Consider the following 22,811-nt stretch of genomic DNA (forward strand, 5'->3'; position numbering starts at 1 on the left):
GAACATCATGCGGACGCGCGGTTCGGATCTCACCCAAGGACAAGCCCCATGCGGATCGACAACGTCGCCGACCTCATCGCAGAAACGCTGACTCAGGCCGGTGTGAAGCGCATTTTCGGCGTCGTCGGCGACAGTCTCAACGGCCTGACCGAGGCCTTGCGCAAGCGCCAGACGATCGACTGGATCCATGTGCGGCATGAGGAAGTGGCGGCCTTCGCGGCCGCGGCGGAAGCCCAGATCACCGGCGGCCTTGCGGTGTGCGCGGGTTCGTGCGGTCCCGGCAATTTGCATCTCATCAACGGCCTGTTCGATGCGCATCGCAGCCGCACGCCGGTGCTGGCGATCGCGGCGCAGATCCCGTCCGCCGAGATCGGCGGCGGCTACTTCCAGGAGACCCATCCGCAGGACCTGTTCCGCGAATGCAGTCATTATTGTGAGCTGGTCTCCGATCCGGCGCAGCTTCCCTACATGCTGGAAAACGCGATCCGCGCCGCGGTCGGCAAGCGGGGCGTTGCCGTGCTGGTGATCCCCGGCGACGTCGCGTTCAAATCCGCGCCGAAACGCGAGATTTCACCCAACGCCGGCCTGCTGCCGCCAGTGCCGGTCGTCCGGCCGGCCGAGGCCGAGTTGACGGCGCTGGCCGATCTGCTCAACGGCGCCAAGCGCGTGACGCTGTTCTGCGGGCGCGGCTGCGCCGGCGCGCATGACGAATTGATGAAGCTCGCCGAGGCGCTCAAGAGCCCGATCGTGCACGCGCTCGGCGGCAAAGATCACGTCGAATACGATAATCCTTACGACGTCGGCATGACCGGCTTCATCGGCTTCTCCTCGGGCTATGCCGCGATGCACGCCTGCGACGTGCTCTTGATGCTGGGTACCGATTTTCCCTACAAGCAGTTCTTCCCGACCGGCATCCGCATCGCGCAGGTGGATATCCGTCCCGAGAATCTCGGCCGCCGCTGCAAGCTCGATCTCGGCCTGGTCGGCGATGTCGGCCAAACCATCGCCGCGCTGCTGCCGAAGCTCACCGCAAAGACCGACCGCAAGCACCTCGACGCCAGCATTGCGCATTACAAGGATGCCCGCGCGGGCCTCGACGATCTCGCCCTTGGCAAGCCGGGCCAAAAGCCGATCCATCCGCAATATCTCGCGCGCCTACTCAGCGAGCAGGCCACCGAGGACGCCGTGTTCACGGCCGATGTCGGCACGCCGACGATCTGGGCCGCGCGCTATCTCAAGATGAACGGCCGCCGGCGTCTGATCGGCTCCTGGGTCCACGGCTCGATGGCCAATGCGATGGCGCATGCGATCGGCGCACAGGCGGCGCAGCCCGACCGGCAGGTGGTGTCGATGTCCGGCGATGGCGGGTTCGCCATGCTGATGGGCGACCTGATCACGCTGACCCAGATGAAGCTGCCGGTGAAGATCGTGATCTTCAACAACAGCGTGCTCGGTTTCGTCGCGCTGGAGATGAAGGCCGCCGGCTTCATCGAGACCGGGGTCGATCTGCAAAATCCCGATTTTGCGGCGATGGCCCGCGCCATGGGCATCCATGGCGTCCGGGTCGAGGATCCCGGCGAGCTCGAGGGCGCGATCCGCGACGTGCTCGCGCACGATGGTCCGGCGGTGCTCGATGTCGTCACCGCGACGCAGGAATTGTCGATGCCGCCGACCATCACGCTGGAGCAGGTCAAGGGCTTCAGCCTGTGGATGCTGCGCGCCGTGATGAGCGGCCGTGGCAACGAGGTGCTCGATCTCGCCAAGACCAATCTGCTGCCGCGCTAGGGTTGATCTCCGTCGCCCCCGTGCTTGCGTCGGCTCAACCTAAATTCGGCGCAGGCACGCCGCGCTGAAAGGCCAAGAGGTCGAGTGAGGGCGGCTCGCTGCCGGTCAGGATTGAGCAGCACGCATGCGCCTGGCCGCGGTGGTGGGTCTGATGATTGAAGAGATGCAGCAGGATATCCTGCAGTGGCTGACGATAGGGTTTACCCGACGTTGTCTGATAAGCGATGGGCTCCGTGAGATCGGCGCCGGTATAGCTTTCGACCAACTTATTCAAGCGCGCATCCTCTGCCATCCGGGCACGAAGAAGATCGCGGCGATCGTCGTGCAAAATCGCGTCGAGGCGATCCGGATGGTCGCCGGTGCGGGTCAATCGCTTCAACCATATCCGATCAGTCAGCAGCAAATGATTGAGCGTCCCGTGCAGGCTGCCAAAGAACACGCCGGTTGAACGGCGATAGGCTTCCTCGGGGAGTTCAAGCGCGGCGCCGTACAGCCGCAGGTTGGCCCAATGATTATAGGCCGCGAGCTGCCGGAAGTTTTCGGTTCCCATCTTGCTGTCCTATTCGAAACGATAGCCGATGATAACTTGCCCTCATCCCCCAATTGGTGAAAATATCTCATCAATCAGGAGGACTCGATGCGACGGTCGGTTCCACCATCGGCGCGTGCACTCACGGCGCTCTCGCTGTTCGCCACGCTCGGCACCCTGACCAAGACGGCCGAACAACTGGGCGTCACCCGGTCGGCGCTGTCGCACCGGATTGCCGAATTGGAAAAGCGCCTCGGCGTGGCATTGGTACGAAAAGTCGGCCGGCGCATTTCGCTGACCGAGGACGGCGAACGGTTGCTCGCCAGCATGGGCGACGCGCTCGACCGGTTGGAGGCGGCGGTTGAACCATTTCAACGATATCGCGGGCAGATCCGTATCAGCACGGTCGCAACCTTTGCCTCCCACTGGTTGATCCCGCGCATTTCGCAGTTTCAGGCGCGGCATCCCCGGATCGAGGTCGCTATCTTTACGACGACGAGAGCTGTCGACCTCAAAAAGGAAGACATGGATTGCGCCATCCGCCACGGCCGCGGGGCGTGGAAAGGGCTTTCCTCGACGCTACTGTTCCGGGAAACCCTGATGCCCGTTGCCAGGCCTGATGTCGTGGCCCGCGCCGCGAAGAGCGCAAAGATCTGGCACGGCGCACCACTGATTCGGGCCCGATCCCGATTCACGGATTGGTCGAACTGGCAGCAGCACGATCGTACGCTGGCCGAACGACGGATCAAATGGTTGACGGTGGAAACCCGTGCGCAGGCGCTCGATGCCGCAATGGCCGGCGCCGGCGTTGCGTTGATGGATATGGCCTATATCACAACGCCGGTGGACGAAGGCAGGCTCGAGAAGCTCGCGGAACGCCCCCTGCAACTCCAGACCGGCTACTATTTTGTCAACGCGCCCAACGCCCGAACCCTGCACCTGCTGAATCATCTGCGCGACTGGGCCGTGGAGGCGGCGCGGCCGTTTCGGACGGCGTAACGAGCCAAGCAAGCTCAGCGTGGCTGCGCGCCGTGACGAGCGGCCGCGGCGACGAGGTGGTTGACATCGCCAAGACCAATCTGCTGCCGCGCTGAGCCCGCGACAAGGTCCGCGCCCTGATATCAGCGCCAGGGCGGACGGAGCCCGCGCGAAGCCGTTACTTCTGCTTGCCGTCCTTGTCGAACGACGAAATGTAGGCCCAGATGTTGTTGGCCTCGGTCTCGTTCTTGATGCCGGCGAAGGCCATCTTGGTGCCGGGGATCTTGGCCTTGGGGTCCTTGATGTAGTCGAGGAACTGGTCCTTGTTCCAGGTGATGCCGGAATTCTTGTTGGCGTCCGAATAATTGTAGTCGGGAGCGCTGCCTGAGTGGCGGCCGTCGAGGCCGTTGAGCTCGGGCCCGACCTTGTTCTTGGCGCCTTCGCCGATCGCATGGCAGGCCAGGCACTTGTTGAACGAGGTCTTGCCGGCGGCGGCATCCTGCGCCAGCGCGGAGGATGCGAAAGCCAGCGATGTGACGACCGCCAGCGCGCTCAAGGTCAGTATCTTCATGGGGTGCTCTTCGTTTCGTCCCGGGAGGTGTGAATCGTTTGTGGCATGGTCCGCTTACACCGGACAAGCCACGAAACGTTGACAGGTTTCATGGTCGCCCGCTTGTCCGAGAGAGAACTCGCCGTCGCGAGGGAGGGCAATCCGACCCTCGGCCAGTCTATCGAAACAGGTGCAGACCTGATTGATTTGTCGTAACAAATCGGCAAAGGGCCGAGACCCCGAGGGAAGCAAATATGTCCATCATGATGCCGGCGGCCGATCAGGCTGTCCTCGCTCGTCGCGACGAAATCGTCGCGGCCTTGCGCGCGATCGTACCGGGCGAGGGCGTGATCGACAGTGCTGCCGAGATGCTGGTCTATGAGTCAGACGGGCTGACCGCCTATCGGCAGCCGCCGATGGTCGTGGTGCTGCCCGACACGTCAGAGCAGGTCGCAAAGGTCCTCAAATATTGCCAGGCGGAGGGCATCAAGGTGGTGCCGCGCGGCTCCGGCACCTCGCTGTCGGGCGGCGCGCTGCCGCTCGCCGACGGCGTTCTGCTCGGGCTTGGCAAGTTCAAGCGCATCCGCGAAATCGATTTCGACAACCGCGTCGTCGTCACCGAGCCCGGCGTCACCAATCTTGCGATCAGCCAGGCGGTGGCCCATGCCGGCTTCTACTACGCGCCCGACCCGTCGTCGCAGATCGCCTGCTCGATCGGCGGCAATGTCGCGGAGAATTCCGGCGGCGTGCACTGCCTGAAATACGGCATGACCACCAACAACGTGCTGGGCTGCGAGATCGTGCTGATGAGCGGCGAGATCCTGCGCATCGGCGGCAAGTCGGCGGAGAATTCCGGCTACGATCTGATGGGGATCATCACCGGCTCGGAGGGCCTGCTCGGCGTCATCACCGAGGTCACGGTACGCGTCCTGCAGAAGCCGGAGACGGCGCGCGCGCTGATGGTCGGCTTCGCGCAAGTCGAGGCGGCCGGCGAATGCGTGGCTGCCATCATCGGCGCCGGCATCATCCCGGGCGGCATGGAGATGATGGACAAGCCGGCGATCCACGCCGCGGAGGCCTTCGTCCATGCCGGCTATCCGCTCGACGTCGAGGCGCTCCTGATCATCGAGCTCGACGGTCCGTCGGTCGAGGTCGACGAATTGATCAAGCGGGTCGAGGCGATCGCGCTGGGCTGCGGTTCGACCTCTTGCCAGATATCGACCTCCGAGGCCGAGCGCAATCTGTTCTGGGCCGGCCGCAAGGCAGCGTTTCCCGCGGTCGGGCGCATCTCGCCGGATTATCTCTGCATGGACGGCACCATTCCGCGCGGCGCGCTGCCGAAGGCTTTGGCCCGCATCCGTGAACTCTCGGAGAAATACAGCCTCGGTGTCGCCAATGTGTTCCACGCCGGCGACGGCAATCTGCACCCGCTGATTCTTTATGATGCCAACAAGCCCGGCGAGATCGAGCGCGCCGAGGCGTTCGGTGCCGATATCCTGCGCTGCTGCGTCGAGCTTGGCGGCGTGCTTACCGGCGAGCATGGCGTCGGCATCGAGAAGCGCGATCTGATGCCGGAGATGTTCACGGAGATCGACCTGAACCAGCAGCAGCGGCTGAAATGCGCCTTCGACGCCCAAGGCCTGCTCAATCCTGGCAAGGTGTTTCCAACCCTGCACCGCTGCGCCGAACTCGGCCGCGTCCATGTGCATGCCGGGAGACTGGCGTTTCCGGAGATTCCGCGTTTCTAGCGAGCAACCGTTGTCCTCAAGTTCTGCTCCGGTACGGCTGACCGTCACAATTCGACGGATAGTCTCGATCAGCGAATATCCTTAACCGCCGCTTGCCGCGATCGCAGGCCTTCATCGCGTTGGTTCCCGGCAGGCCCATGTAGCCGAAATTGCAACGCCAGCATTTACACGGCCTTAGATAGTTTTTCTGCATATTCCTGGAACTGCAAGGCGTTTCAGGGAACGAAACCATGTTCAGCCTGGCTGACCAACTGGCTCTTTCGCGCAATCGTCCCGCAGGTTTTGATTACATGAGGATTGCGCTGGCGGCCGCGGTCGTCTGCCAGCACAGCCTGGACGTGACGGTTGGGCTCGACGAAACGCTCGAGATATTGCGCCCCGCCCGCATCGGCGTCGCGATGATCCTGGCGCTCTTCTTCGCCTTGAGCGGCTTCCTGGTGACGGGCAGTTTGCTGAGGTGCAAGAGCCTGATTTCGTTTCTTGGCCTGCGCATACTCCGAATTGGACCTGCACTCGCGGTTGAGGTCGCGCTTTCGGCCATCGTCATCGGTCCGATTTTCACCGAAATGCCTTTGGCGCAATATTTCGCAAACCCTAAATTCCACTCCTACTTTCTCAACATGGTCGGCGACATCCACTTTCAGCTCCCGGGTGTATTCCTTCACAGCTCGTTGCCCGACATGGTGAATGGCCAGCTCTGGACGGTGCCATACGAGCTCTGGTGTTACATCATCCTCGCGCTTCTTGCCGCGATGACCATCTGCTTCAGCAGGGTGTTGTATCTTGGGTTTCTGGCGGCCGCACAGGTCGGGCTCATCATCTATGCGATCCAGCATTGGGGCGATTCGGCGGACATGCTGCTTCGGCCGCATCTTCTGGTTTTCTGCTTTCTTTCCGGTGTCGGTTTCTACCTTTGGCGCGACAAGACGCCGTTCAACCGGTCGGGGTTTCTATCGGCGCTGGTGCTTTGCGCGGTGTTCTTGATCACACCCTACGGTGACATGCTTGCTCCGGTCCCGGCAGCCTACGTTGTCTGCTATCTGGGCCTGTTGAACCCGAGGCGCAGCTGGATCGTGTCATCCGGCGATTACTCTTACGGCGTGTTTCTCTATGGCTTTGTCGTGCAGCAATGTGTCGCGACGTTTGATCAGCACTGGAGTCTGAACATCCTGATCAGCCTGCCGATCTCCTTTGCTGTCGCCTTTGTGTCCTGGCACCTCGTTGAGAAACGCGCGCTTCGGCTCAGAGGCCCTGTCGAAACGCTTGAGGCCGCGGTTCTCTCGAGGATTTCGCTCCTCGGGTTCTCGCGCAGATCGCGCGAGCCGGTCGCGCTGGGCGCTGCGCTTGGCGGTGGCGGGACATCGGTCTGATAAGACGCTCGCCGCGGCAGAACACACTAACTCGCCGCCGCCTTGGAGACCAGTTCGGGATGCCTGGTCTCCCGGCCCTTGACGTCGGGATAGTATTGCGGCGCCTCGCGGCGGTCGAAGCGGCCGTAATCGCGCACCACGCGCACCTTGCGGTGGCGCAGGGCTTCGATGCCGTCGATCTGCTTCGGCTGCCAGCTATCAGCGGCCTTCGCGTCCTTCCATCCGACCAGCAGTGCCAGCTTGCCGGGATTGTAGATGCTGCTCCAGACGTCATAGTCGGTGACGGCGCCGTTGTTGGCGTCAAGGCCGAGATGCGCGGCCAACATTTCGGCCCGACTTGCAAACGCAGCACCCTTGGCTGGCGTGATCTCGGTGAACGTCACGACCTTCGCCTTGCCGGTTTCGGTCTCGTCGAAGCGCTGCTCCCGAATTGGGGCCTGCTTCGGTGGGGCAGTGTCGGCCGTGACGTCCCCGATCCGCAAATGATAGTCCGAGAAGATATCAAAGCGTCCCTTTTCCTGCACTGAATGGTGCTCGCTCTCGGTGCGCCAGCGGACCACGGACTTCTCGTCGCGCCATGTCGAGTGCGACAGAACCCAGCCGGGCCGCAACATGCTTTCGAACCGCTCATTGTCGACGAAGCCGTCGACCGTCTCGAGGATCGGCTTCAGGTGCTTGGCCTGCGCGAGATAGTCGTCTTTGCGGCCATCGTTGGGATGAACTTCGAAGATCACGGAGAACATGGTTGATCCTTTCCTGGGTTCAGGTGGACAAGGGCACGATGTTGTCGCCTTGAAGAAAGTTGATGCTCTCGCGCCAGAGCGCGTGGCGCATCGTCTCGAGGTGCATCAGGTGGGTGGCGTGCGATATCTTGATGTCGCGCTTTTCGGGAGCGTTGCAGAATGCGTCGAACAGCCATTTGGCGTCGTCGTCGAGCATCAGCCCGTCCCATTCGCCCCGGATGATCGCCACCGGCGAGCGGATCTGTGCCGGATCGTAGGCAAGCTTGCCGTGCCACGCCTGCAGGATCTCGCTGAACGGGCCGAGCGGCACCTTGACTCCGGCAGGGTTGCGGGAGCGACTCTCCGGATCGCTGTCGAGATAGGGCCGGCTCCATTCCTCGAAATGAGCACGGGACAGCACCGGCGGTTCGTTCTGCGGCACGTCCTCGATGAAGCGCTTCCATTGATCTTCGACGGTCACTACGCGCCAGGCGGGGAACGTCGGTGCCGTCTCGTAACGCCGCGGTTCGCGGCGGCCGATCGGGCCGAACATGACGAGACGGTCGACCAGCGCGGGGTGCGCCCCCGCGAATTTCGCCATGGGCATCGAGCCCCAGGAGTGGGAGATCAGCGAAAGCTTCTCGATGGCCTGGTGACCTAGGATAAAGCGCGCCGCAGTCTCGACTTGCGCCGCAGCATCCTCCGCAACGCACAGCGGCGGATTGTCCTTCGCCGGTTGTGACATTTCGGGATAACGGTCCGAATGACCGAAGCCATAGAAGTCCAGACCCCAGACGTCGAAGCCGGCCTCGACCAGGGCGTCGCGCCATGATTTGCCGTCGAAGCGGTGCGCGATCGAAAGGGCGGACGGAAAGGTCGCGCCGTGCACGTAAAGAACGGCTCGGCGCGGCGTGTCATGGCCGCCTTTCCCACCCAGGAAGCGAAGGAACAAGGACAGGCCCTCGCGTGGTCCCGGAATGCGAAAGTGCTGTTCGCGGGGATCGAGCTTCGGCGCCGCCGTATAATCTGTCATGTGAAGACCAATGCTGGTTTGCGGGTCCCTGAGCATTTCGGTTGTCGGGACGGGCCATTCCGACAACCGATTTCGGAGGCATCGGGTTCCGAAGAACATTTCGACCGCGGTCGAAGTGTCCCGAGCCTCGACGTGCCGATCCCGTTCAGATCAGAACGTATTGGGCGCGCTCGCGTTTCGCGAGCAGAGGCAGTGCTTGCTCGGCGATGTAGGTCTTGAAGTACGCGCTTTCCTGATGCGCCTTCAGGGCCGCCTCGTCCTGGAACAACTCGTAGAACAGGAATTGCGCCGGATTGTCCTTGCCGCGGCTGATCAGAAACAGCTTCGCGCCGGGATCTTTCTGCGCCTCGGGCAGGAAGCCATCGAGGATTTCCGCGATCCTGTCGGCCTGTCCGTCCTTTGCTTCCCACTGCGCCACAACCAGAAGGCCGCCGGTATTGACGGCGTCGCTGATCGTTCTTGTGCTCATTGCATAGTGCTTCATTGCCATTCCTCCGTTGTTTTGCTCGGATCCAGCTTGCGATGCGGTCAAGGGCGAGACGCCGGCGATCGCCAGGATCGCTGCGAATGTGCCGATGGCCGATCGTCGGGTGGGCATCGTCGTCGTTGTCGTAACTTCCGAACGCTGCATGATCGTCTCCAGATGATCGGCGCCGACTGTCTTGCCGGGCCGAACCACAACGCGGGAGATAGTCGATCGTTCTGCGGATTCACTTCGTCAGCGATCGAAGTGTCGATGTCGTGAACAGTTCGATCGTGATCGAAACGTTGTGGTGGGGCGTCGTGCGACAAATGGCATGGTTTCGATCAGCGCGGCGAACTGGCCAGCCGGCGCCGGTCGCCGCCGTGACGCCGCGATTTGGCATGGCCGGACGGGCAGGGGCCGCACTCGCCGACCTCGCCTTCCGGCGTTCAGGACTCGGTGCGGTGCGCCATTTGATTTCGGCGCCGAATTTGGTTACCGCCTAACGCGTGGATACGCTCAAGGTAAGAGACGCCAAAGACGTCGAAGAGGTGGTGCGCGCGGCTATAGCCAGCGAGCAGCCGCTCGAGATCGTCGGTCATGGATCGAAGCGTACGATCGGCCATCCGATGGCGACCAACGCGGTGCTCGACCTCTCTGGCTTGAACGCCGTCATCGCCTATGAGCCGAACGAGCTGATCATCACGGTGCAGGCGGGGGCGCCGCTTGCCGACGTGCAGTCGCTGATCGACGCCAAGAACCAGCAATTCGCCTTCGAGCCGATGGACACGTCGGTTCTGCTCGGCACCCCCGGGATTGGCACGGTCGGCGGCATGATCGGTGTGGGGCTGGCCGGTCCCCGCCGTATCAAGGCCGGCGGCGCCCGCGATCATCTGCTCGGCGCGCATGCGGTGTCCGGCTTCGGCGACAGTTTCAAGACCGGCGGCAAGGTGGTGAAGAACGTCACCGGCTATGACCTCTGCAAGCTGCTCACGGGGTCCTGGGGCACGCTCGCGGTCATGACCGAGGTGACGCTGAAGGTGATGCCGAAGCCGGAAAGCGAGCGGACGCTGGTGTTGCGCTCCCTCGACGACCTCACCGCGAACAAGGCGATGACGGCCGCGCTCGGCTCGCCCTTTGACGTTTCGGGCGCGGCGCATCTGCCGTATCAGGCATTCCGCACCGGCGCGGGCGCGCTCGCCGGGCTCTCTGCGCCCGGGCAGTCGGTGACACTGGTGCGGCTCGAGGGCATCGCGGCGTCGGCGGTGCATCGGGCCGGTTCGCTGAGCAAGGCGCTGTCCACGTTTGGGACGGTCGACGTTCTCGAGGATCACGCCTCGGCTGCGATCTGGAGCGCACTGCGCGATGTGGAGCCGTTCGCGGCCAATGGCGCGCTCGGGGCATGGCCGGTCTGGCGTATCGTCTGCCCGCCGGCGGCAGGCGGCGCGCTCGGAGAGGGGCTGGCGCGCGATACCGGCGGCGACATCGTCTACGACTGGGGCGGCGGGCTGATCTGGGCCGCGCTGCCACCCAAAGCTGACGCGCAGGCAGCCTTGGTGCGCAGTCGGGTCGAGGCCGTCGGCGGACACGCCACCCTGATCCGCGCCACCGAGGACGTGCGCCGCAACGTCGATGTGTTCCAGCCGCAGACAGCCGGGCTTGCCGCGCTCGGCGACCGGGTCCGCAACAGCTTCGATCCCCGGACCATCCTCAATCGTGGCCGGATGAGCAGGGGTGGGGCCGCATGAAGACCGAATTCTCGCTCGCCCAGCTCGCCGATCCTGACATCAAGGAAGCCGACAAGATCCTGCGCGCCTGCGTGCATTGCGGCTTCTGCACCGCGACCTGCCCGACCTATGTCCTGCTCGGCGACGAGCTCGATAGCCCGCGCGGCCGGATCTATTTGATCAAGGAGATGCTGGAGAAGGACAAGCCGCCGACGGCTGATGTGGTCAAGCATATCGACCGCTGCCTGTCGTGCCTCGCCTGCATGACCACCTGTCCGTCCGGCGTGAACTACATGCATCTCGTCGACCAGGCCCGGGTCCGGATCGAGCGGGATTATTCACGGCCATTGACCGAGCGGCTGCTGCGGTCGGTGCTGGCTTTCGTGCTGCCGCGGCCGGGCCTGTTCCGGATCAGCATGATATTGGCGCGGCTTGCCCGCCCGCTAGCCGCGCTGTTGCCGACCCCTCCGGTCGGCGCCTCGACCCCCGGCCTGCTGCGCCGGATCAAGGCGATGCTGGCGCTGGCGCCGCGTAGCCTGCCGCGGCCGGGACCGGCTGCGGGAACCGTGTTTGCGCCACTCGGCCGGCGCCGCGGCCGGGTTGCGCTGCTGCAGGGCTGCGCCCAGCAGGTGCTGGCGCCACGCATCAACCAGGCCGCCATCAACGTCCTGACCCGGCACGGCATCGAGGTGGTGCTAGTCAAGGACGAGCAATGCTGCGGCGCGTTGACTCACCATATGGGGCAGGACGGCGACGCGCTCGAGCGCGCGCGAGCCAACGTCACGGTGTGGCAAAGGGAAGCGGATGGAGAAGGGCTGGACGCCATTCTGGTGACGGCCTCGGGCTGTGGGACAGTTGTCAAAGACTACGGCTACCTGCTGCGCGAGGACAAAACGTTCGCGGAGCCGGCGCAGCGAATCTCTGCGCTCACAAAGGATATCACTGAGTATCTCGCTCGCCTCGAGCTCGCGCCATCAACGCAAAAAGGCGACGTCACCATCGCCTATCACTCTGCATGTTCGCTGCAGCACGGACAGAAAATCTCTCAACTTCCGAAAGAATTGCTTTCCAAGAATGGATTCGTGGTGAAAGATGTACCTGAGAGCCATTTGTGTTGCGGTTCGGCGGGGACCTACAACATTCTCCAGCCCGACATTGCGATCAGATTGCGCGATCGCAAGGTCGCCAACATCGCGATGGTCGAACCGGACATGATCGCTGCGGGCAATATTGGATGCATGGTTCAGATTGCCGGCGGTACGTCAGTTCCTGTGGTGCACACGATTGAGCTTCTCGATTGGGCGACAGGAGGTCCGCGGCCAGGATTGAATTGATCGTCTGCCACTCGAGCATGATCCGGACCTGGAGCTTTGCGTTGGCATAACGTGGGGACCGGCGCTCCGACAGGATGATGCCCGACGAGCGAGGGGAACGGCGTTTCTCGCGAGGCGCGTTCCCGTTCCGGCAAGCGGCCACTTCACTGTGCGCGGCGGACTCACATCAGCGGCAACAGGAGGACTATGATGGCGAAAGCGAAGAAGGCGAAAAAAAGCAAGAAGGCCAAGAAGGCGGTAGCGGCGAAGAAGAAGTCCGCGAAGAAGTCTGCCAAGAAATCGGTGAAGAAGGCCGCCAAGAAGTCGGCGAAGAAGGCCAAGAAGGCGCCGAAGAAGGCTGCAAAGAAAGCCGCGAAGAAAGCTGCGCCGAAGAAAACCGCTCCCAAGAAGGCTGCTGCACCCAAAGCCGCTGCTCCCGTGGTAGCTGCACCCAAACCAGTCGCCAAGAAAAGCGTGCCGAAGAAGGCGAAGCCGGCCGCGCCAGCCGCCGCTCCGGCAGCTGAGCCCGCGCCGCAGCCGGCGACGAGCTGGGCCACCCCGAGCCACGAGCCGGCTCCGAGCTACGGCTCCCCCGAGGGAGGGGACCACCACTAACCGGATTACAGCGCCCCCAGGGGCGAGCCGGACTGATTGCAAAGCCGCAGCGGATCCCGCTGCGGCTTTTTCCGTGCCGCCGACCATCTGGCCGTGGCTTGCGGGCCAGCCGATTCGGTTAGTCGCAGGTTGAGCGCTACGTCCGCCGGACGGAGCTGGAGTTCCATGCCGACTCCCCGTTCGGCCTTCCCACTCAACCGGGACGGGACGGATCAAAGTTGTTGTGTCAATGCAACACCCGCAAACCAACGTACGACGAAACTGCCACAACGCCTAAAAAGTCGGCAGATGCATCACTTTTTGGCTTCACCGTTTCGTGCCTGCGTTTCAGTGTGGACACACACGACGTGGATGCAGTCGGTTGTCGCGTGCCCAGGGGGGCCACCGGAGCTGGGCTGTCTGGACAGTAAATGGGGATCGTCATGAAGAAACTGGCCTTGTTAGCAACGGCGCTAGCAATGATCTCGAGCTCGGCGATGGCCGCGGATATGGCCGTGAAGGCCGTCAAGGCCCCGCCGCCGGCCCCGTTCGATCCCTGGGATATCGCCTTCGGCGCCGCCGTCATGAACGACTACGTCTTCCGCGGCGTGACCCAGTCCAACCACAATCCGTCGGTCACCGCCTATTTCGAGCCGCGCTACAACGTGAACAAGGACCTGCAGCTCTATATCGGCACCTCGACCGAAAGCATCTCCTTCGCCAACCGCGCCGCGGCTGAAGTCGACGTCTACGGCGGTATCCGCCCGACCTTCGGCGCCTTCGCCTTCGACATCGGTGTCTGGGGCTACCTGTATCCGGGCGGAACCTGCTACTACGGTGCCCCCGTCGACACCGCCGGCAACCCGCTCAGCGCGCAGTGCGCCGCCAACTTCCTGCCGAACGGCAACGTGATGAAGAAGGACGTCAGCTTCTTCGAAGTCTACGGCAAGGTCACCTACACCGTTAACGACAACTGGGCGTTCAGCCTGAACGAGTACTACTCGCCGAACTTCCTCAACACCGGCGCCTGGGGCAACTACTCCTCGATCATCGGCAAGTACACCGCGCCCAGCACCGTGTTCGGCACCAGCGGCGTCGGCATGTATGTCTCGGGCGAGTTCGGCCGGCAGTGGCTTGGCACCTCCGACAGCTTCTACGGCGTTCCGGCGTTCCCGACCGGCATCAAATATGCCGATTATAACACCTGGAATATCGGCATCGGCTTCACCTACAAGGTGTTCACGCTCGATCTGCGCTACTCCGACACCGATATGTCGAAGGGTAACTGCAGCGCCTTCACCAGCGACTACACAGCGGGCGGAACCACCAACGTCACCCCGATCAATCCGGGCGGCACGGGCTCCAACTGGTGCGGCGCGGCCGGTATCGCCAAGCTCTCGGTCGACCTAACGGCGATGTCCAACCTGAAGTAATCCCTCCTTCTGGAGACCAAGGGGCGGCAGAGCAATCTGCCGCCCCTTTTGCGTTTGGGCGATGCGCGCCTAGCGATGAGATTGGGTCAGGTTGAATCAGTCTCGCTCCAGACTGCCTGCACCTCTCCGGCTTGCGGGTGGGGGCTCTCTCCGCAATGCGACTCGCGGAGAGAGCCCCCACCCCAGCTCTGCCCGCAAGCGGGAGAGGGAGTCAACTGCCTTCGGGGTTGCCGTTCGACCTCGAGGCGGAGCGGTGGTGCAGCCGTCTACGACGTGGCGGCCTTGGTCGCGTCGCGCAGCGTGAAGCGGTCGCCGTCACGGACCAGTGCGACGTTGCGCTGATGGAAGGCCTTCAGCGTCGAACGGTGGCCGATCGAGACGACCGTGGTCGCGGGCAGCTTGTCGGCGATGAGCGCGTACAGCGCGGCCTCCGAGGGCTCGTCGAGCGAGGCGGTCGCCTCGTCCAGGAACAGGAATTGCGGCGCGTGCAGCAGGGCGCGCGCAATGCCGAGCCGTTGCTGCTCGCCGAGCGAGAGCATCCGGTTCCAGTGCGCCTCCTCGTCGAGCCGCGTGGCGAGCTGCGGCAGGCCAACGGCGGTGAGCACGTCGCGGACCAGGCCGGCATCGTATTGCGCGGCTTCGCCGGGATAGACAATCGCGGCCTGCAGCGACCCGATCGGCAGATAGGGGCGTTGTGGCAGCATCATCAGCGACGCGTTGGCGGGAATCTCGATCGCGCCGGTGCCGAACGGCCAGATGCCGGCCACCGCGCGGAACAGCGTCGACTTGCCGGCACCGGAGGGACCGGTGACTAACGTGCGTTCGCCGGGACGCAGGCTGAAATGGTCGGCCGAGACCAGCGGCGCGCCGTTCGGCAGCTTGACCAGGAGCTGCGGCAGGGCGATCTCGCCGCCGGCGGCGGGCCTAGTGTGAATCGAGGCGGGATCATCGGCCAGATGCTCGGCTTTCGCGATCGAGCTCTCGAAACCGTCGAGACGGGCGATCACCGCGCGCCACTCGGCCAGGCTGCGGTAGGCCGACACGAAGAACGAGAGCGCGTCCTGCACCTTGTTGAAGGCCTCGAAGATCTGGATCAACGAGCCGAGCTGGACCGTCTTGCTGGCGAAATAAGCCGGTCCCGCCAGCACGATCGGAAACACCACGGACGTCTGGGCATAGGCTTGGGTGAAGGCGGTCAACCGCTTGGTCCGGCTCATGATGTCGTACCAATTGCCGACGACGCGGCCGAAACGCTCCGACAATCGCTCGCGTTCGGCGCCCTCGCCCTTGAGTAGCGCGATCTGTTCCGAGTTTTCGCGGACTCGCATCAGGTTGAAGCGGAAATCCGCCTCCAGGCGTTGCTGGTTGAAGTCGAGATTGACCAGTGGCGAACCGATCCACTGCGTCAGCAGGGTGCCGAACACGGCGTAGATCACGGCCGCCCAGACCAGGTAGCCCGGAATCGAAAAATCGATGCCGAACAGCAGCAGCGGCAGGATTTCCGACAGCCCCCAGAGGATGACCACAAAGGAGGCGAGCGAGACGATTGAGTTCAACAGTCCGAGGCCGATCCCGAGCGTCTGGCCGACGAACAGCTTGACGTCGTCGGTGATGCGCTGGTCGGGGTTGTCGGCGGCGTCGCCGGCGAGCTGCATGCGGTAGTGATTGGCGCCATGCAACCACTCGCGGAGATATTTGCTGGTCATCCAGTTACGCCAGCGGATCTGCAACCACTGGTTCAGATAAAGCTGGTAGACCCCAAGCGCCACCGAGGCCGCCGCGATTGCGCTGAACACCAGCACCTCGCGCTTGAAGGTGTCCCAGTCCTTGTTCTGCATCGAGGTGTAGAAGCGGTTGCGCCACTGGTTGATCAGCACGTCCATGACGACCGACAACAGCTCGATCGCGATGACAGCTGCAAGCAGCCCGAGGCCCGCCCATTTGTCCTCGGATTTGAAATAGGGGGTCGCGATGCGCCACACGGTGGCGAGCGTCGAGCGAATGTTGTTCACAGATTATCGTCTCCGGGGAATGGCCCGCAAAGGCCTGACGAATCGGGACAATCGGGATCCGCCTAGACTAAAGTTGTAGCACTGGCATGCAAGCGTTGGCTTGTCCCGGCGTTCGAGTCAATCCTAGCATGCTGATAACGGCGAGGGGCGGGGGACCTTCGGTTTGTCGCGAGGATGTGAGCGATTCCTTAACGATCGTCCATCTCGCGAGCCGGGCTCAAGCACATCAGGGGCTCAAGCATACCAGACGCACTCCCGCGATCACGCCAGGCGCGCACGGCCGTTCACGCCGGCCAGCGCGCTGCATAATGCGTGGGGAGGTGCCGGACCATGAATACGTGGAATCAAGTCTACAATCCGCTCGGAAGCGCCGGGCTGTCGACCATCGCTGCCGCGATTCCCGTTGTCACGCTGCTGGTGCTGATCGCGAGCGGCAAGGTGAAGGCGCATATCGCCGCCATCATCGCGGTGATTCTGACCAATCTGATCGCGATCTTCATCTTCACCATGCCGGCCAACATGTCGATCCGCGCGTCGGTGCTCGGTATCGTCTCCGGCTTCTTCCCGATCGGATGGATCGTTCTCAACGTCATCTTTCTCTATCAGCTCACAGTCGCAACCGGCCAGTTCGAGCTGTTGAAGCGCGCCGTCGGCGGCGTCACCGAAGACCGTCGCCTGCAGCTGCTGCTGATCGCGTTCTCGTTCGGTGCCTTCTTCGAAGGCGCCTCGGGCTTCGGCACGCCGGTCGCGATCACAGGTTCGGTGTTGATCGGGCTCGGCTTCTCTCCGCTTGCGGCTTCCGGCCTGTCGCTGATCGCCAACACCGCGCCGGTCGCCTTCGGCGCGCTCGGCACGCCGATCCAGGGGCTCGCGTCGGTGACCGGGCTCGATCCCTACATCCTCGGCGCGATGGTCGGCCGGCAATTGCCGCTGTTCTCGCTGATCGTGCCGTTCTGGGTGGTGTGGGCGTTTGCCGGCTGGCGCGGCATGAAGGAGGTCTGGCCGGCCATCCTGGTCACCGGCCTGTCGTTCGCGATTCCGCAATTCGTGATCTCGAACTACATCAATCCCTGGATCGTCGACATCGGGGCGTCGCTGATCTCGATGGGGTGCCTGATCCTGTTCCTGAAGGTCTGGCAGCCGAAGAAGCTCTGGCTGTCGCCGGCGCTGCGCGGCCGCGACGAGTCCGCGGCGACGATGACCGCACCGAAGCCGATGGACAAGACCTCGCTCACGCAAAAGCAGCTTTGGATTGCGCTGCTGCCGTGGATCATCGTCTGCATCGTGATGCTGATCTGGGGCAGCGGGTGGTTCAAGAACTGGGCGAACTCGATCTTCTTCTATAAGTATCCGGTTCCCGAACTGCACAACATGATCAATACGATGCCGCCGGTGGCAGCGAAGCCGACGCCGCAGGGCGCATCGTTTGACTTCTTCTATTTGTCGTTCACCGGAACAGGCATGCTGATCGCCGCGATCATTTCCGGCTTCCTGGCCGGCTTTTCGCCGGTGAGGATGGTCTCGACGTACGGCAGCACCATCAAGCTGTGCGCGATCTCGCTGATCACGATCTCGGCGATGCTGGCGATCGGCACGCTGACCCGGCTCTCCGGCGTCGACGCCACCCTCGGCCTCGCCTTCGCCGCCACCGGTGTGCTCTATCCCTTCTTCGGCACGCTGCTCGGCTGGTTGGGCGTGGCGTTGACCGGATCGGATACCGCCTCGAACATCCTGTTCGGCAATCTGCAGAAGATCACCTCGCAACAGCTCGGCCTGTCGCCGATCCTGATGGCGGCGGCGAACTCCTCGGGCGGCGTGATGGGCAAGATGATCGACGCGCAATCGATCGTGGTCGCCTCGACCGCGACCAACTGGTACGGGCACGAAGGCACGATCCTGCGCTACGTGTTCGTGCACTCGATCGTGCTGGCGTGCCTGGTCGGTCTGTTCGTGACGCTGCAGGCCTATGTATATCCGTTCACCGAGATGGTGCTGAAATAGCCTTAGCAATCGGCGAGGCGATCCCCGCGGGCAAGCGCTCGCGGGGACTTGCGTTTCAGGCGCATTTTCTGCCGCCGCCAATCTGGCCAAGCGCAGCCTCGTCCAATACAAAGCGGGCCAAGGTGAGATCGCGGTTTCGAGGAATGGCATGATTTCGATTGGACGTATTTTGAACGCCGTTGCGGCACCGGTGCTGATGCTGAGCGCGGTGTTGGGAGCGATCCCGGCTCAGGCCCAGGAGGAATTTCCGTTCGGCTTCCTGATGACGCTGGACGCCGCGCGGATGCCGGGCTCCAAGCGGATTCCCTCGCTCGAGATCGGCGACAATGGCGAAGTGGTGCTCGAGCTCTGGTGCAATGGCGGCAGGGGCCAGTTTTCGGTGGCCGACAACACCATCATCTTCGTCCCCGGCGCGATGGAGAACCGCAACTGCCCGCCTGACAGGGCACAGGCCGACAGCGATCTGCTCGCAGCTCTCGGCGAAGCGACGACGTGGCGGCGGCAGGGCGATCTGGTGACATTCACCGGCAGCAAGTCGCTGCGCTTCCAGATCAACACGAACTGATCGCCGGGAACGGCGGCTACGGCGTCGCGATCAATCCGCTTGCGGTGGCGACGATCCAGCGATTGCCCCAGCGCACGATGGAGTCGACCCGGCCCAAGCCGGCGACAACGTCGCCGCGGGCGGCCATCTTGACACCCTCCGGGCCCTCGAGCACGGCCGTGCCGTCGCGGACTTCGACGACCGACCATCCGGGGATGGTGCTCGGCCGTGTCTCCGGCGCCACCGCCAGGAACTGCTTCGGCGACAGCGCGGCAGCTTGCGCGTTCAGGGTCGTGGGCGCCGCTCCCAATGCAGGCAGGCGCTGACTTGCAATGGTTCTGGGAATGCTGCCGGTGACGACGGAATCCGCGTTGGACACGATCCGTCGCGGGCCCTCGCTCCTGAGGCTCGGCTTCGTCTCTGCAATGCGCGGGGCAGGCGCTTCCTTCTGGGCGACCGGGCCGGTGTTGGACGCGCCGTCGACCAGATGCCAATTCAGCCCACCGGCCCATCCAAGTGCGAACGTTAAGGCCAGCGCCGTTGCCGCCAGGCCAACGGTGCGGATGCGATCGATATAGGGCTCGCGCAACAGCAGGGCCGCATCGCGATCAGCGCTCGAGAGCTCCCACAGGTCCGCCGGCTGCTCCGGCAACCGGCCGGCAGCGGCGTCTTCCGCCCAGATGCTTCCAGGACTACTCGGCTCTCGGTCTTGCATGGCCTGACCCGTGTTCGGCTGCGCGATGATGATCCCCGAAACTGAATCGAGGCTTAATTTTCGGTGACCGAACTGCGGCAAGCGCGTGTCTGTCTGTCGCAGGCCGTGTATTGACGGACGTGCGGCGCCGGAGGTTGTCAGCGCGGTCTGTCTTGCAAGACGCGATCAAAACGTCATGCCCGGCGCAAGGCCGGGCATGACGGGCGGAGTCAGGCCTACGCGTCGTTAAGCTTCGGCGGCGTGCCGATCTCGATGAGGATATCGCCGGGCGCGGTGCAGTAGAAATGCGCGCCACGTCCGGAGCGTCCGGCCTCCTGGATCTCCTGCGGCGACAGCCCTGCGGCCAGCAGCTCGTCGCGCTTGGCCTGCACGGCGGTCCGGTCATCGATATAAAAGCCGACATGGAAGGTTTCCGGATAGACGTCCGGATCGCTTTTCATCCGATTCATCAAGGTCAGCACGAAATCGTCGTCATTGCCGAGGATCATGAATGCGCCCGCGCCGCGTTCGAGCAGGCATTTGAAGGCGAAGAAGCGCTGGAAAAACGCCGCGAGAGCGCCGACGTCCGACGTGGCGAGATTGAGATGTTTCAGTTTCATGGTTCTCATCCGTTCGGTTTGTGGAACGGACGGAAACGATGCCGACGCTGACGGAAGAGCCAAAAAATCCACTGCGCATAACCGAATGTGCACGACCCAACCGGCAGCGTGACGACCTCGTCACTCCGTCCGGCCGTGGGTCCATCCGCAAGCGGGGCTAGAATTCCCGTGGTTCGGGAACCGGCCGGGCTTACCAATCCGGCCATACCTATTTTCGGCAGGCGTTGGCTATCACGCGACCGCGCGCATCGCAACGATGAGATCCGTCCCGCCAAACGAAAAGGGCCGCTGATAATCATCAACGGCCCTTCGCGGCAAATTGCTACGGTATGAAAACTGCAGCCCCGCGCTGGATGAAGCCACCTTAAGAGAATTCCGACCGCCTGTGGATTCCGGACAACTACCGTCAGGACCAGTGTCCCAAGTTCCAATCGCGAGCGTTTCGCGGCTCGGCTGAAACCGGTGTCAGGAAAAACTTCAGCGACCGGCTTCCGGAGATCCCGGCATGTTGTTCCATCCAGACGGCAGCGGACCCCCGGGCCGTCCCTGAGCTTCGATCGCTTCAGGCAGACGTATCAGGCCGAGCTGAAGCATCGCGCTCAGCGCGTCTTCCTGTCCCAACTCCTCGGCGATCCGTCCTTGCTGCAGACGGAGCACGGTGGTGCCGGCGAATTTCATCTTGCGGCCCGAGGCTGCCGGAATCGAACCCAGACGAAAATCGCTGAACGCCGGACCGGTGTGGGTGCCTCCACCTTCCCATCGGCCGACGACGTAGTCGCCCTCTGCGATGAGATCGCCAACGCCCCAGAAATTCAGATCGGGAAAGGCTTCGCGAAACTCCGTCATGAAGCTCAGCACCGCCGTACGTCCTCGCTTCGGTTCATGCATCGGGTAATGCACGACAATGTCTGCCGTGGCGAGTTCGTTGATGATGCGCGGATTCCACGGGTTTCCCCAGAACTCCTTGAACCATCGCCCTACGACGCTCTTGTTATCTTCTGACATCGGATCGTCTCCAATCACTGGCTGTTTCGATGCGCGCAGCAAGCGCTCCGAGACGCGCGTCGCACCACCCGATTCCCGACTAGACGTACGAGCGTTGTCGGCCACGACAGGACATTGCGGAATCGTTTCGCGCGAATCTTGGTGTTGCTCGGTAATCGGGTGGTTGGCTGCTGCAGAACTCCTACCGTGCTTCAAACACAACAGGAGTGCACCATGCGCAAATTCCACTCGATCGCTGCGTTGTGCGGCGACGGACTTCGGCCCGAGCTGCAAGCGTTGTTCGAGCGCCTTGCCATCGACCCACGTTCTGAGATCTTCGTCAGAGCCGACGGCATGGCGCACGCCGGTCCCGACCCCGCGTCTGAGACGGCGGTTGGCAACGTCGAGCCATTGAGGAAAAGAAGTGCGTGATGGAGTCGAACGTCAGGACGATGGATGACGAGTCTACTTCCACACCGACTTGTCGGCGTCCCAGCGCTGGCCCTTGAACTCCCTGGTCAGCGCGTCGATTGAGCCGTTGTCGTTCTTCGGCTCGTTGCCTTCCTCGTCGCTCGCGGAGTCGTCGGACAGGTTCAGCTTCGCGCCGGCGCTGTCGTCCGTGGTCGAGGTCGCCGGGCTCGAGACCCACAGCATCAGCCGGTCGGTGGCGCCGGGCTTGTCGGGCGAGACCAGCGCAGTGACTTCGAGATTCTGGGTGAGACCGAGGGCCGGGTAGACGCCGCTCGGCCGCTTCAGGATCAGCTTGAGCTTGCCGGTGTTCGCGTTCCAGATTGCGGAAGCCGGCTTGGCGGACAGGGTTTTCGCCAGCACGCCCGCGACAGCGGATGCGATCTTGTCCTTGTTGATCTTGTCGCCGTCGCGCCAGTCGGCGGCGGCAAAGCGGATGGTGCGGTCCATCTCGACCACGCCGCTGGTCCAGCCCGCCGCGGTCACGCCTTGGGTCGATTTCGCCTTGGCAAGCAGCGCCGCCGAATGCTCGGGATCGACGGTGAGGTTGATGGTCTGCTCGCCGGCGCGCATCGCGTCGCAGGTGACGGCGAGGCTGCTGGTGCCGATCTCGACCGTCTCGCCCTTCAGGCTCTTGAGGAAGTCGGCGGCCTGCTCAAGCTTCACCCGCACGCCGACCGACTCCGGCGAGACGTCGGTGAAATCCTTCGGCTGCGGAGTGATGCCGTCGTCCGAGGTCTGGTTGTCCTGGAATTCCTTCTCGCTGAGGTCGGAATTGTCAGACGAGGCGACCTCGGTCACGGTCTGGCCGACCGTGATCTGGCCGCGGAATTCGAACGTCTCGCCGGTCGGCTTGCGGGTCAGCTTGACGGCGACCGGCTGCTTGTCGGCGATGCTCTGGGTCGAGCCGGAGAGGGTCTGGCCGTTGACGGTGAGGTTGGCGACGAAGCGGTCCTTGCGGTCGGAGCTCTTGTCGACGGGATAGCAGACGTCGAGCACGGCTGCGGTGACGGTCTTGCCCTGCCGGGTCTCCTTCAGGATGACGTCGGCATTGCCGTCCATCAGCCCGTCCATCGCGGTGAAATAGCGCGTCTCGGGACCACCGGCTCCGGCCTTCTGCTGGAGCTTGATCTGGGCAAAGGCAGGGGCTGAGGCAGCAACAAGACCGAGCAGGAGCAGCGGAAGCGCGCGCATTGAGGGGTCCTCGGAGGGCCGAATCGGTATCCGTAAGTACCAAACCTCT

20 protein-coding genes are annotated in these 22,811 nt (G+C 63.3%); 9 read left to right on the forward strand and 11 right to left on the reverse strand.

Features of this window, described 5'->3' with window-relative positions:
- Positions 1-48 precede the first annotated feature (48 nt).
- A complete protein-coding gene (gene poxB, locus UP10_RS25215) occupies positions 49-1,785 on the forward strand; it encodes a ubiquinone-dependent pyruvate dehydrogenase (protein WP_044589889.1) in 1,737 nt (578 codons plus the stop codon).
- Between the two features lie 34 nt (positions 1,786-1,819).
- Here poxB and UP10_RS25220 read toward each other — a convergent pair whose 3' ends face one another.
- Positions 1,820-2,335, reverse strand: a complete 516-nt coding sequence (locus UP10_RS25220; protein WP_044589890.1) for a DinB family protein — start codon at positions 2,333-2,335, stop codon at positions 1,820-1,822.
- An 87-nt stretch (positions 2,336-2,422) separates the two neighbouring features.
- Between UP10_RS25220 and UP10_RS25225 the strand changes: the two genes are divergently transcribed.
- Positions 2,423-3,313, forward strand: coding sequence for a LysR substrate-binding domain-containing protein (locus UP10_RS25225; RefSeq protein WP_044589891.1), 891 nt, complete (start codon positions 2,423-2,425; stop codon positions 3,311-3,313).
- Between the two features lie 157 nt (positions 3,314-3,470).
- Here the strand turns inward: UP10_RS25225 and cycA are convergent, their stop codons facing one another.
- Entirely contained in the window at positions 3,471-3,863 is a 393-nt protein-coding gene (gene cycA, locus UP10_RS25230) for a cytochrome c-550 CycA (RefSeq protein ID WP_044538879.1), read from the reverse strand.
- Between the two features lie 233 nt (positions 3,864-4,096).
- Here cycA and UP10_RS25235 point away from each other — a divergent pair, with 233 nt between their 5' ends.
- Entirely contained in the window at positions 4,097-5,590 is a 1,494-nt protein-coding gene (locus UP10_RS25235) for an FAD-linked oxidase C-terminal domain-containing protein (protein WP_044589892.1), read from the forward strand.
- Between the two features lie 230 nt (positions 5,591-5,820).
- Entirely contained in the window at positions 5,821-6,960 is a 1,140-nt protein-coding gene (locus UP10_RS25240; protein ID WP_044589893.1) for an acyltransferase family protein, read from the forward strand.
- Positions 6,961-6,986: 26 nt separating this feature from the next.
- Here the strand turns inward: UP10_RS25240 and UP10_RS25245 are convergent, their stop codons facing one another.
- From UP10_RS25245 to UP10_RS25255, 3 genes are all read right to left on the reverse strand, one after another.
- On the reverse strand, positions 6,987-7,703 hold the full coding sequence (locus UP10_RS25245) for an antibiotic biosynthesis monooxygenase family protein (protein ID WP_044589894.1): 717 nt from the start codon (positions 7,701-7,703) through the stop codon (positions 6,987-6,989).
- A gap of 19 nt (positions 7,704-7,722) precedes the next feature.
- On the reverse strand, positions 7,723-8,715 hold the full coding sequence (locus tag UP10_RS25250) for an alpha/beta hydrolase (protein ID WP_044589895.1): 993 nt from the start codon (positions 8,713-8,715) through the stop codon (positions 7,723-7,725).
- A 145-nt stretch (positions 8,716-8,860) separates the two neighbouring features.
- Complete coding sequence (locus UP10_RS25255) at positions 8,861-9,199, reverse strand: putative quinol monooxygenase (protein ID WP_044590115.1); 339 nt, start codon at positions 9,197-9,199, stop codon at positions 8,861-8,863.
- Positions 9,200-9,687: 488 nt separating this feature from the next.
- Between UP10_RS25255 and UP10_RS25265 the strand changes: the two genes are divergently transcribed.
- Positions 9,688-10,926, forward strand: coding sequence for an FAD-binding protein (locus UP10_RS25265; RefSeq protein WP_044589897.1), 1,239 nt, complete (start codon positions 9,688-9,690; stop codon positions 10,924-10,926).
- A complete protein-coding gene (gene glcF, locus UP10_RS25270; RefSeq protein WP_044589898.1) occupies positions 10,923-12,239 on the forward strand; it encodes a glycolate oxidase subunit GlcF in 1,317 nt (438 codons plus the stop codon). Before UP10_RS25265 ends, glcF begins: the two co-directional genes overlap by 4 nt.
- A gap of 161 nt (positions 12,240-12,400) precedes the next feature.
- Here the strand turns inward: glcF and UP10_RS44540 are convergent, their stop codons facing one another.
- Positions 12,401-12,775: a hypothetical protein gene (locus tag UP10_RS44540; protein WP_050043801.1), complete on the reverse strand. Its 375-nt coding sequence runs from the start codon at positions 12,773-12,775 to the stop codon at positions 12,401-12,403.
- A gap of 480 nt (positions 12,776-13,255) precedes the next feature.
- Between UP10_RS44540 and UP10_RS25280 the strand changes: the two genes are divergently transcribed.
- A complete protein-coding gene (locus UP10_RS25280; RefSeq protein ID WP_044538887.1) occupies positions 13,256-14,245 on the forward strand; it encodes a TorF family putative porin in 990 nt (329 codons plus the stop codon).
- Between the two features lie 266 nt (positions 14,246-14,511).
- Here UP10_RS25280 and UP10_RS25285 read toward each other — a convergent pair whose 3' ends face one another.
- Positions 14,512-16,257, reverse strand: coding sequence for an ABC transporter ATP-binding protein/permease (locus UP10_RS25285; RefSeq protein WP_044589899.1), 1,746 nt, complete (start codon positions 16,255-16,257; stop codon positions 14,512-14,514).
- Between the two features lie 330 nt (positions 16,258-16,587).
- Between UP10_RS25285 and UP10_RS25290 the strand changes: the two genes are divergently transcribed.
- Positions 16,588-18,258 (forward strand): L-lactate permease, encoded by a 1,671-nt coding sequence (locus UP10_RS25290; protein ID WP_044589900.1) that lies wholly within the window; start codon positions 16,588-16,590, stop codon positions 18,256-18,258.
- A gap of 148 nt (positions 18,259-18,406) precedes the next feature.
- Positions 18,407-18,823: an META domain-containing protein gene (locus tag UP10_RS25295; RefSeq protein ID WP_044589901.1), complete on the forward strand. Its 417-nt coding sequence runs from the start codon at positions 18,407-18,409 to the stop codon at positions 18,821-18,823.
- A 16-nt stretch (positions 18,824-18,839) separates the two neighbouring features.
- On the opposite strand, the gene UP10_RS25300 is transcribed toward UP10_RS25295, so the two are convergent.
- From UP10_RS25300 to UP10_RS25320, 4 genes are all read right to left on the reverse strand, one after another.
- Positions 18,840-19,517 (reverse strand): hypothetical protein, encoded by a 678-nt coding sequence (locus UP10_RS25300; RefSeq protein WP_156180238.1) that lies wholly within the window; start codon positions 19,515-19,517, stop codon positions 18,840-18,842.
- 215 nt (positions 19,518-19,732) lie between these two features.
- On the reverse strand, positions 19,733-20,116 hold the full coding sequence (locus UP10_RS25305) for a VOC family protein (protein ID WP_044589903.1): 384 nt from the start codon (positions 20,114-20,116) through the stop codon (positions 19,733-19,735).
- 477 nt (positions 20,117-20,593) lie between these two features.
- Positions 20,594-21,463, reverse strand: coding sequence for an ester cyclase (locus tag UP10_RS46500; RefSeq protein WP_349643976.1), 870 nt, complete (start codon positions 21,461-21,463; stop codon positions 20,594-20,596).
- 102 nt (positions 21,464-21,565) lie between these two features.
- Complete coding sequence (locus UP10_RS25320) at positions 21,566-22,762, reverse strand: hypothetical protein (protein ID WP_044589906.1); 1,197 nt, start codon at positions 22,760-22,762, stop codon at positions 21,566-21,568.
- Between the last annotated feature and the right edge of the window lie 49 nt (positions 22,763-22,811).

Origin of the sequence: Bradyrhizobium sp. LTSPM299 (assembly GCF_000938235.1) — a bacterium.
Taxonomy (GTDB): domain Bacteria; phylum Pseudomonadota; class Alphaproteobacteria; order Rhizobiales; family Xanthobacteraceae; genus Bradyrhizobium.

Coding starts and splice junctions, on each gene's coding strand:
- UP10_RS25245 (WP_044589894.1), bottom strand. CDS start 7,703: ATGTTCTCCGTGATCTTCGAAGTTCATCCCAACGATGGCCGCAAAGAC.
- UP10_RS25250 (WP_044589895.1), bottom strand. CDS start 8,715: ATGACAGATTATACGGCGGCGCCGAAGCTCGATCCCCGCGAACAGCAC.
- UP10_RS25290 (WP_044589900.1), top strand. CDS start 16,588: ATGAATACGTGGAATCAAGTCTACAATCCGCTCGGAAGCGCCGGGCTG.
- UP10_RS25235 (WP_044589892.1), top strand. CDS start 4,097: ATGTCCATCATGATGCCGGCGGCCGATCAGGCTGTCCTCGCTCGTCGC.
- poxB (WP_044589889.1), top strand. CDS start 49: ATGCGGATCGACAACGTCGCCGACCTCATCGCAGAAACGCTGACTCAG.
- UP10_RS25295 (WP_044589901.1), top strand. CDS start 18,407: ATGATTTCGATTGGACGTATTTTGAACGCCGTTGCGGCACCGGTGCTG.
- UP10_RS25305 (WP_044589903.1), bottom strand. CDS start 20,116: ATGAAACTGAAACATCTCAATCTCGCCACGTCGGACGTCGGCGCTCTC.
- UP10_RS25220 (WP_044589890.1), bottom strand. CDS start 2,335: ATGGGAACCGAAAACTTCCGGCAGCTCGCGGCCTATAATCATTGGGCC.
- UP10_RS25225 (WP_044589891.1), top strand. CDS start 2,423: ATGCGACGGTCGGTTCCACCATCGGCGCGTGCACTCACGGCGCTCTCG.
- cycA (WP_044538879.1), bottom strand. CDS start 3,863: ATGAAGATACTGACCTTGAGCGCGCTGGCGGTCGTCACATCGCTGGCT.
- UP10_RS25255 (WP_044590115.1), bottom strand. CDS start 9,199: ATGAAGCACTATGCAATGAGCACAAGAACGATCAGCGACGCCGTCAAT.
- UP10_RS25300 (WP_156180238.1), bottom strand. CDS start 19,517: ATGCAAGACCGAGAGCCGAGTAGTCCTGGAAGCATCTGGGCGGAAGAC.
- UP10_RS25320 (WP_044589906.1), bottom strand. CDS start 22,762: ATGCGCGCGCTTCCGCTGCTCCTGCTCGGTCTTGTTGCTGCCTCAGCC.
- UP10_RS25280 (WP_044538887.1), top strand. CDS start 13,256: ATGAAGAAACTGGCCTTGTTAGCAACGGCGCTAGCAATGATCTCGAGC.
- glcF (WP_044589898.1), top strand. CDS start 10,923: ATGAAGACCGAATTCTCGCTCGCCCAGCTCGCCGATCCTGACATCAAG.
- UP10_RS25240 (WP_044589893.1), top strand. CDS start 5,821: ATGTTCAGCCTGGCTGACCAACTGGCTCTTTCGCGCAATCGTCCCGCA.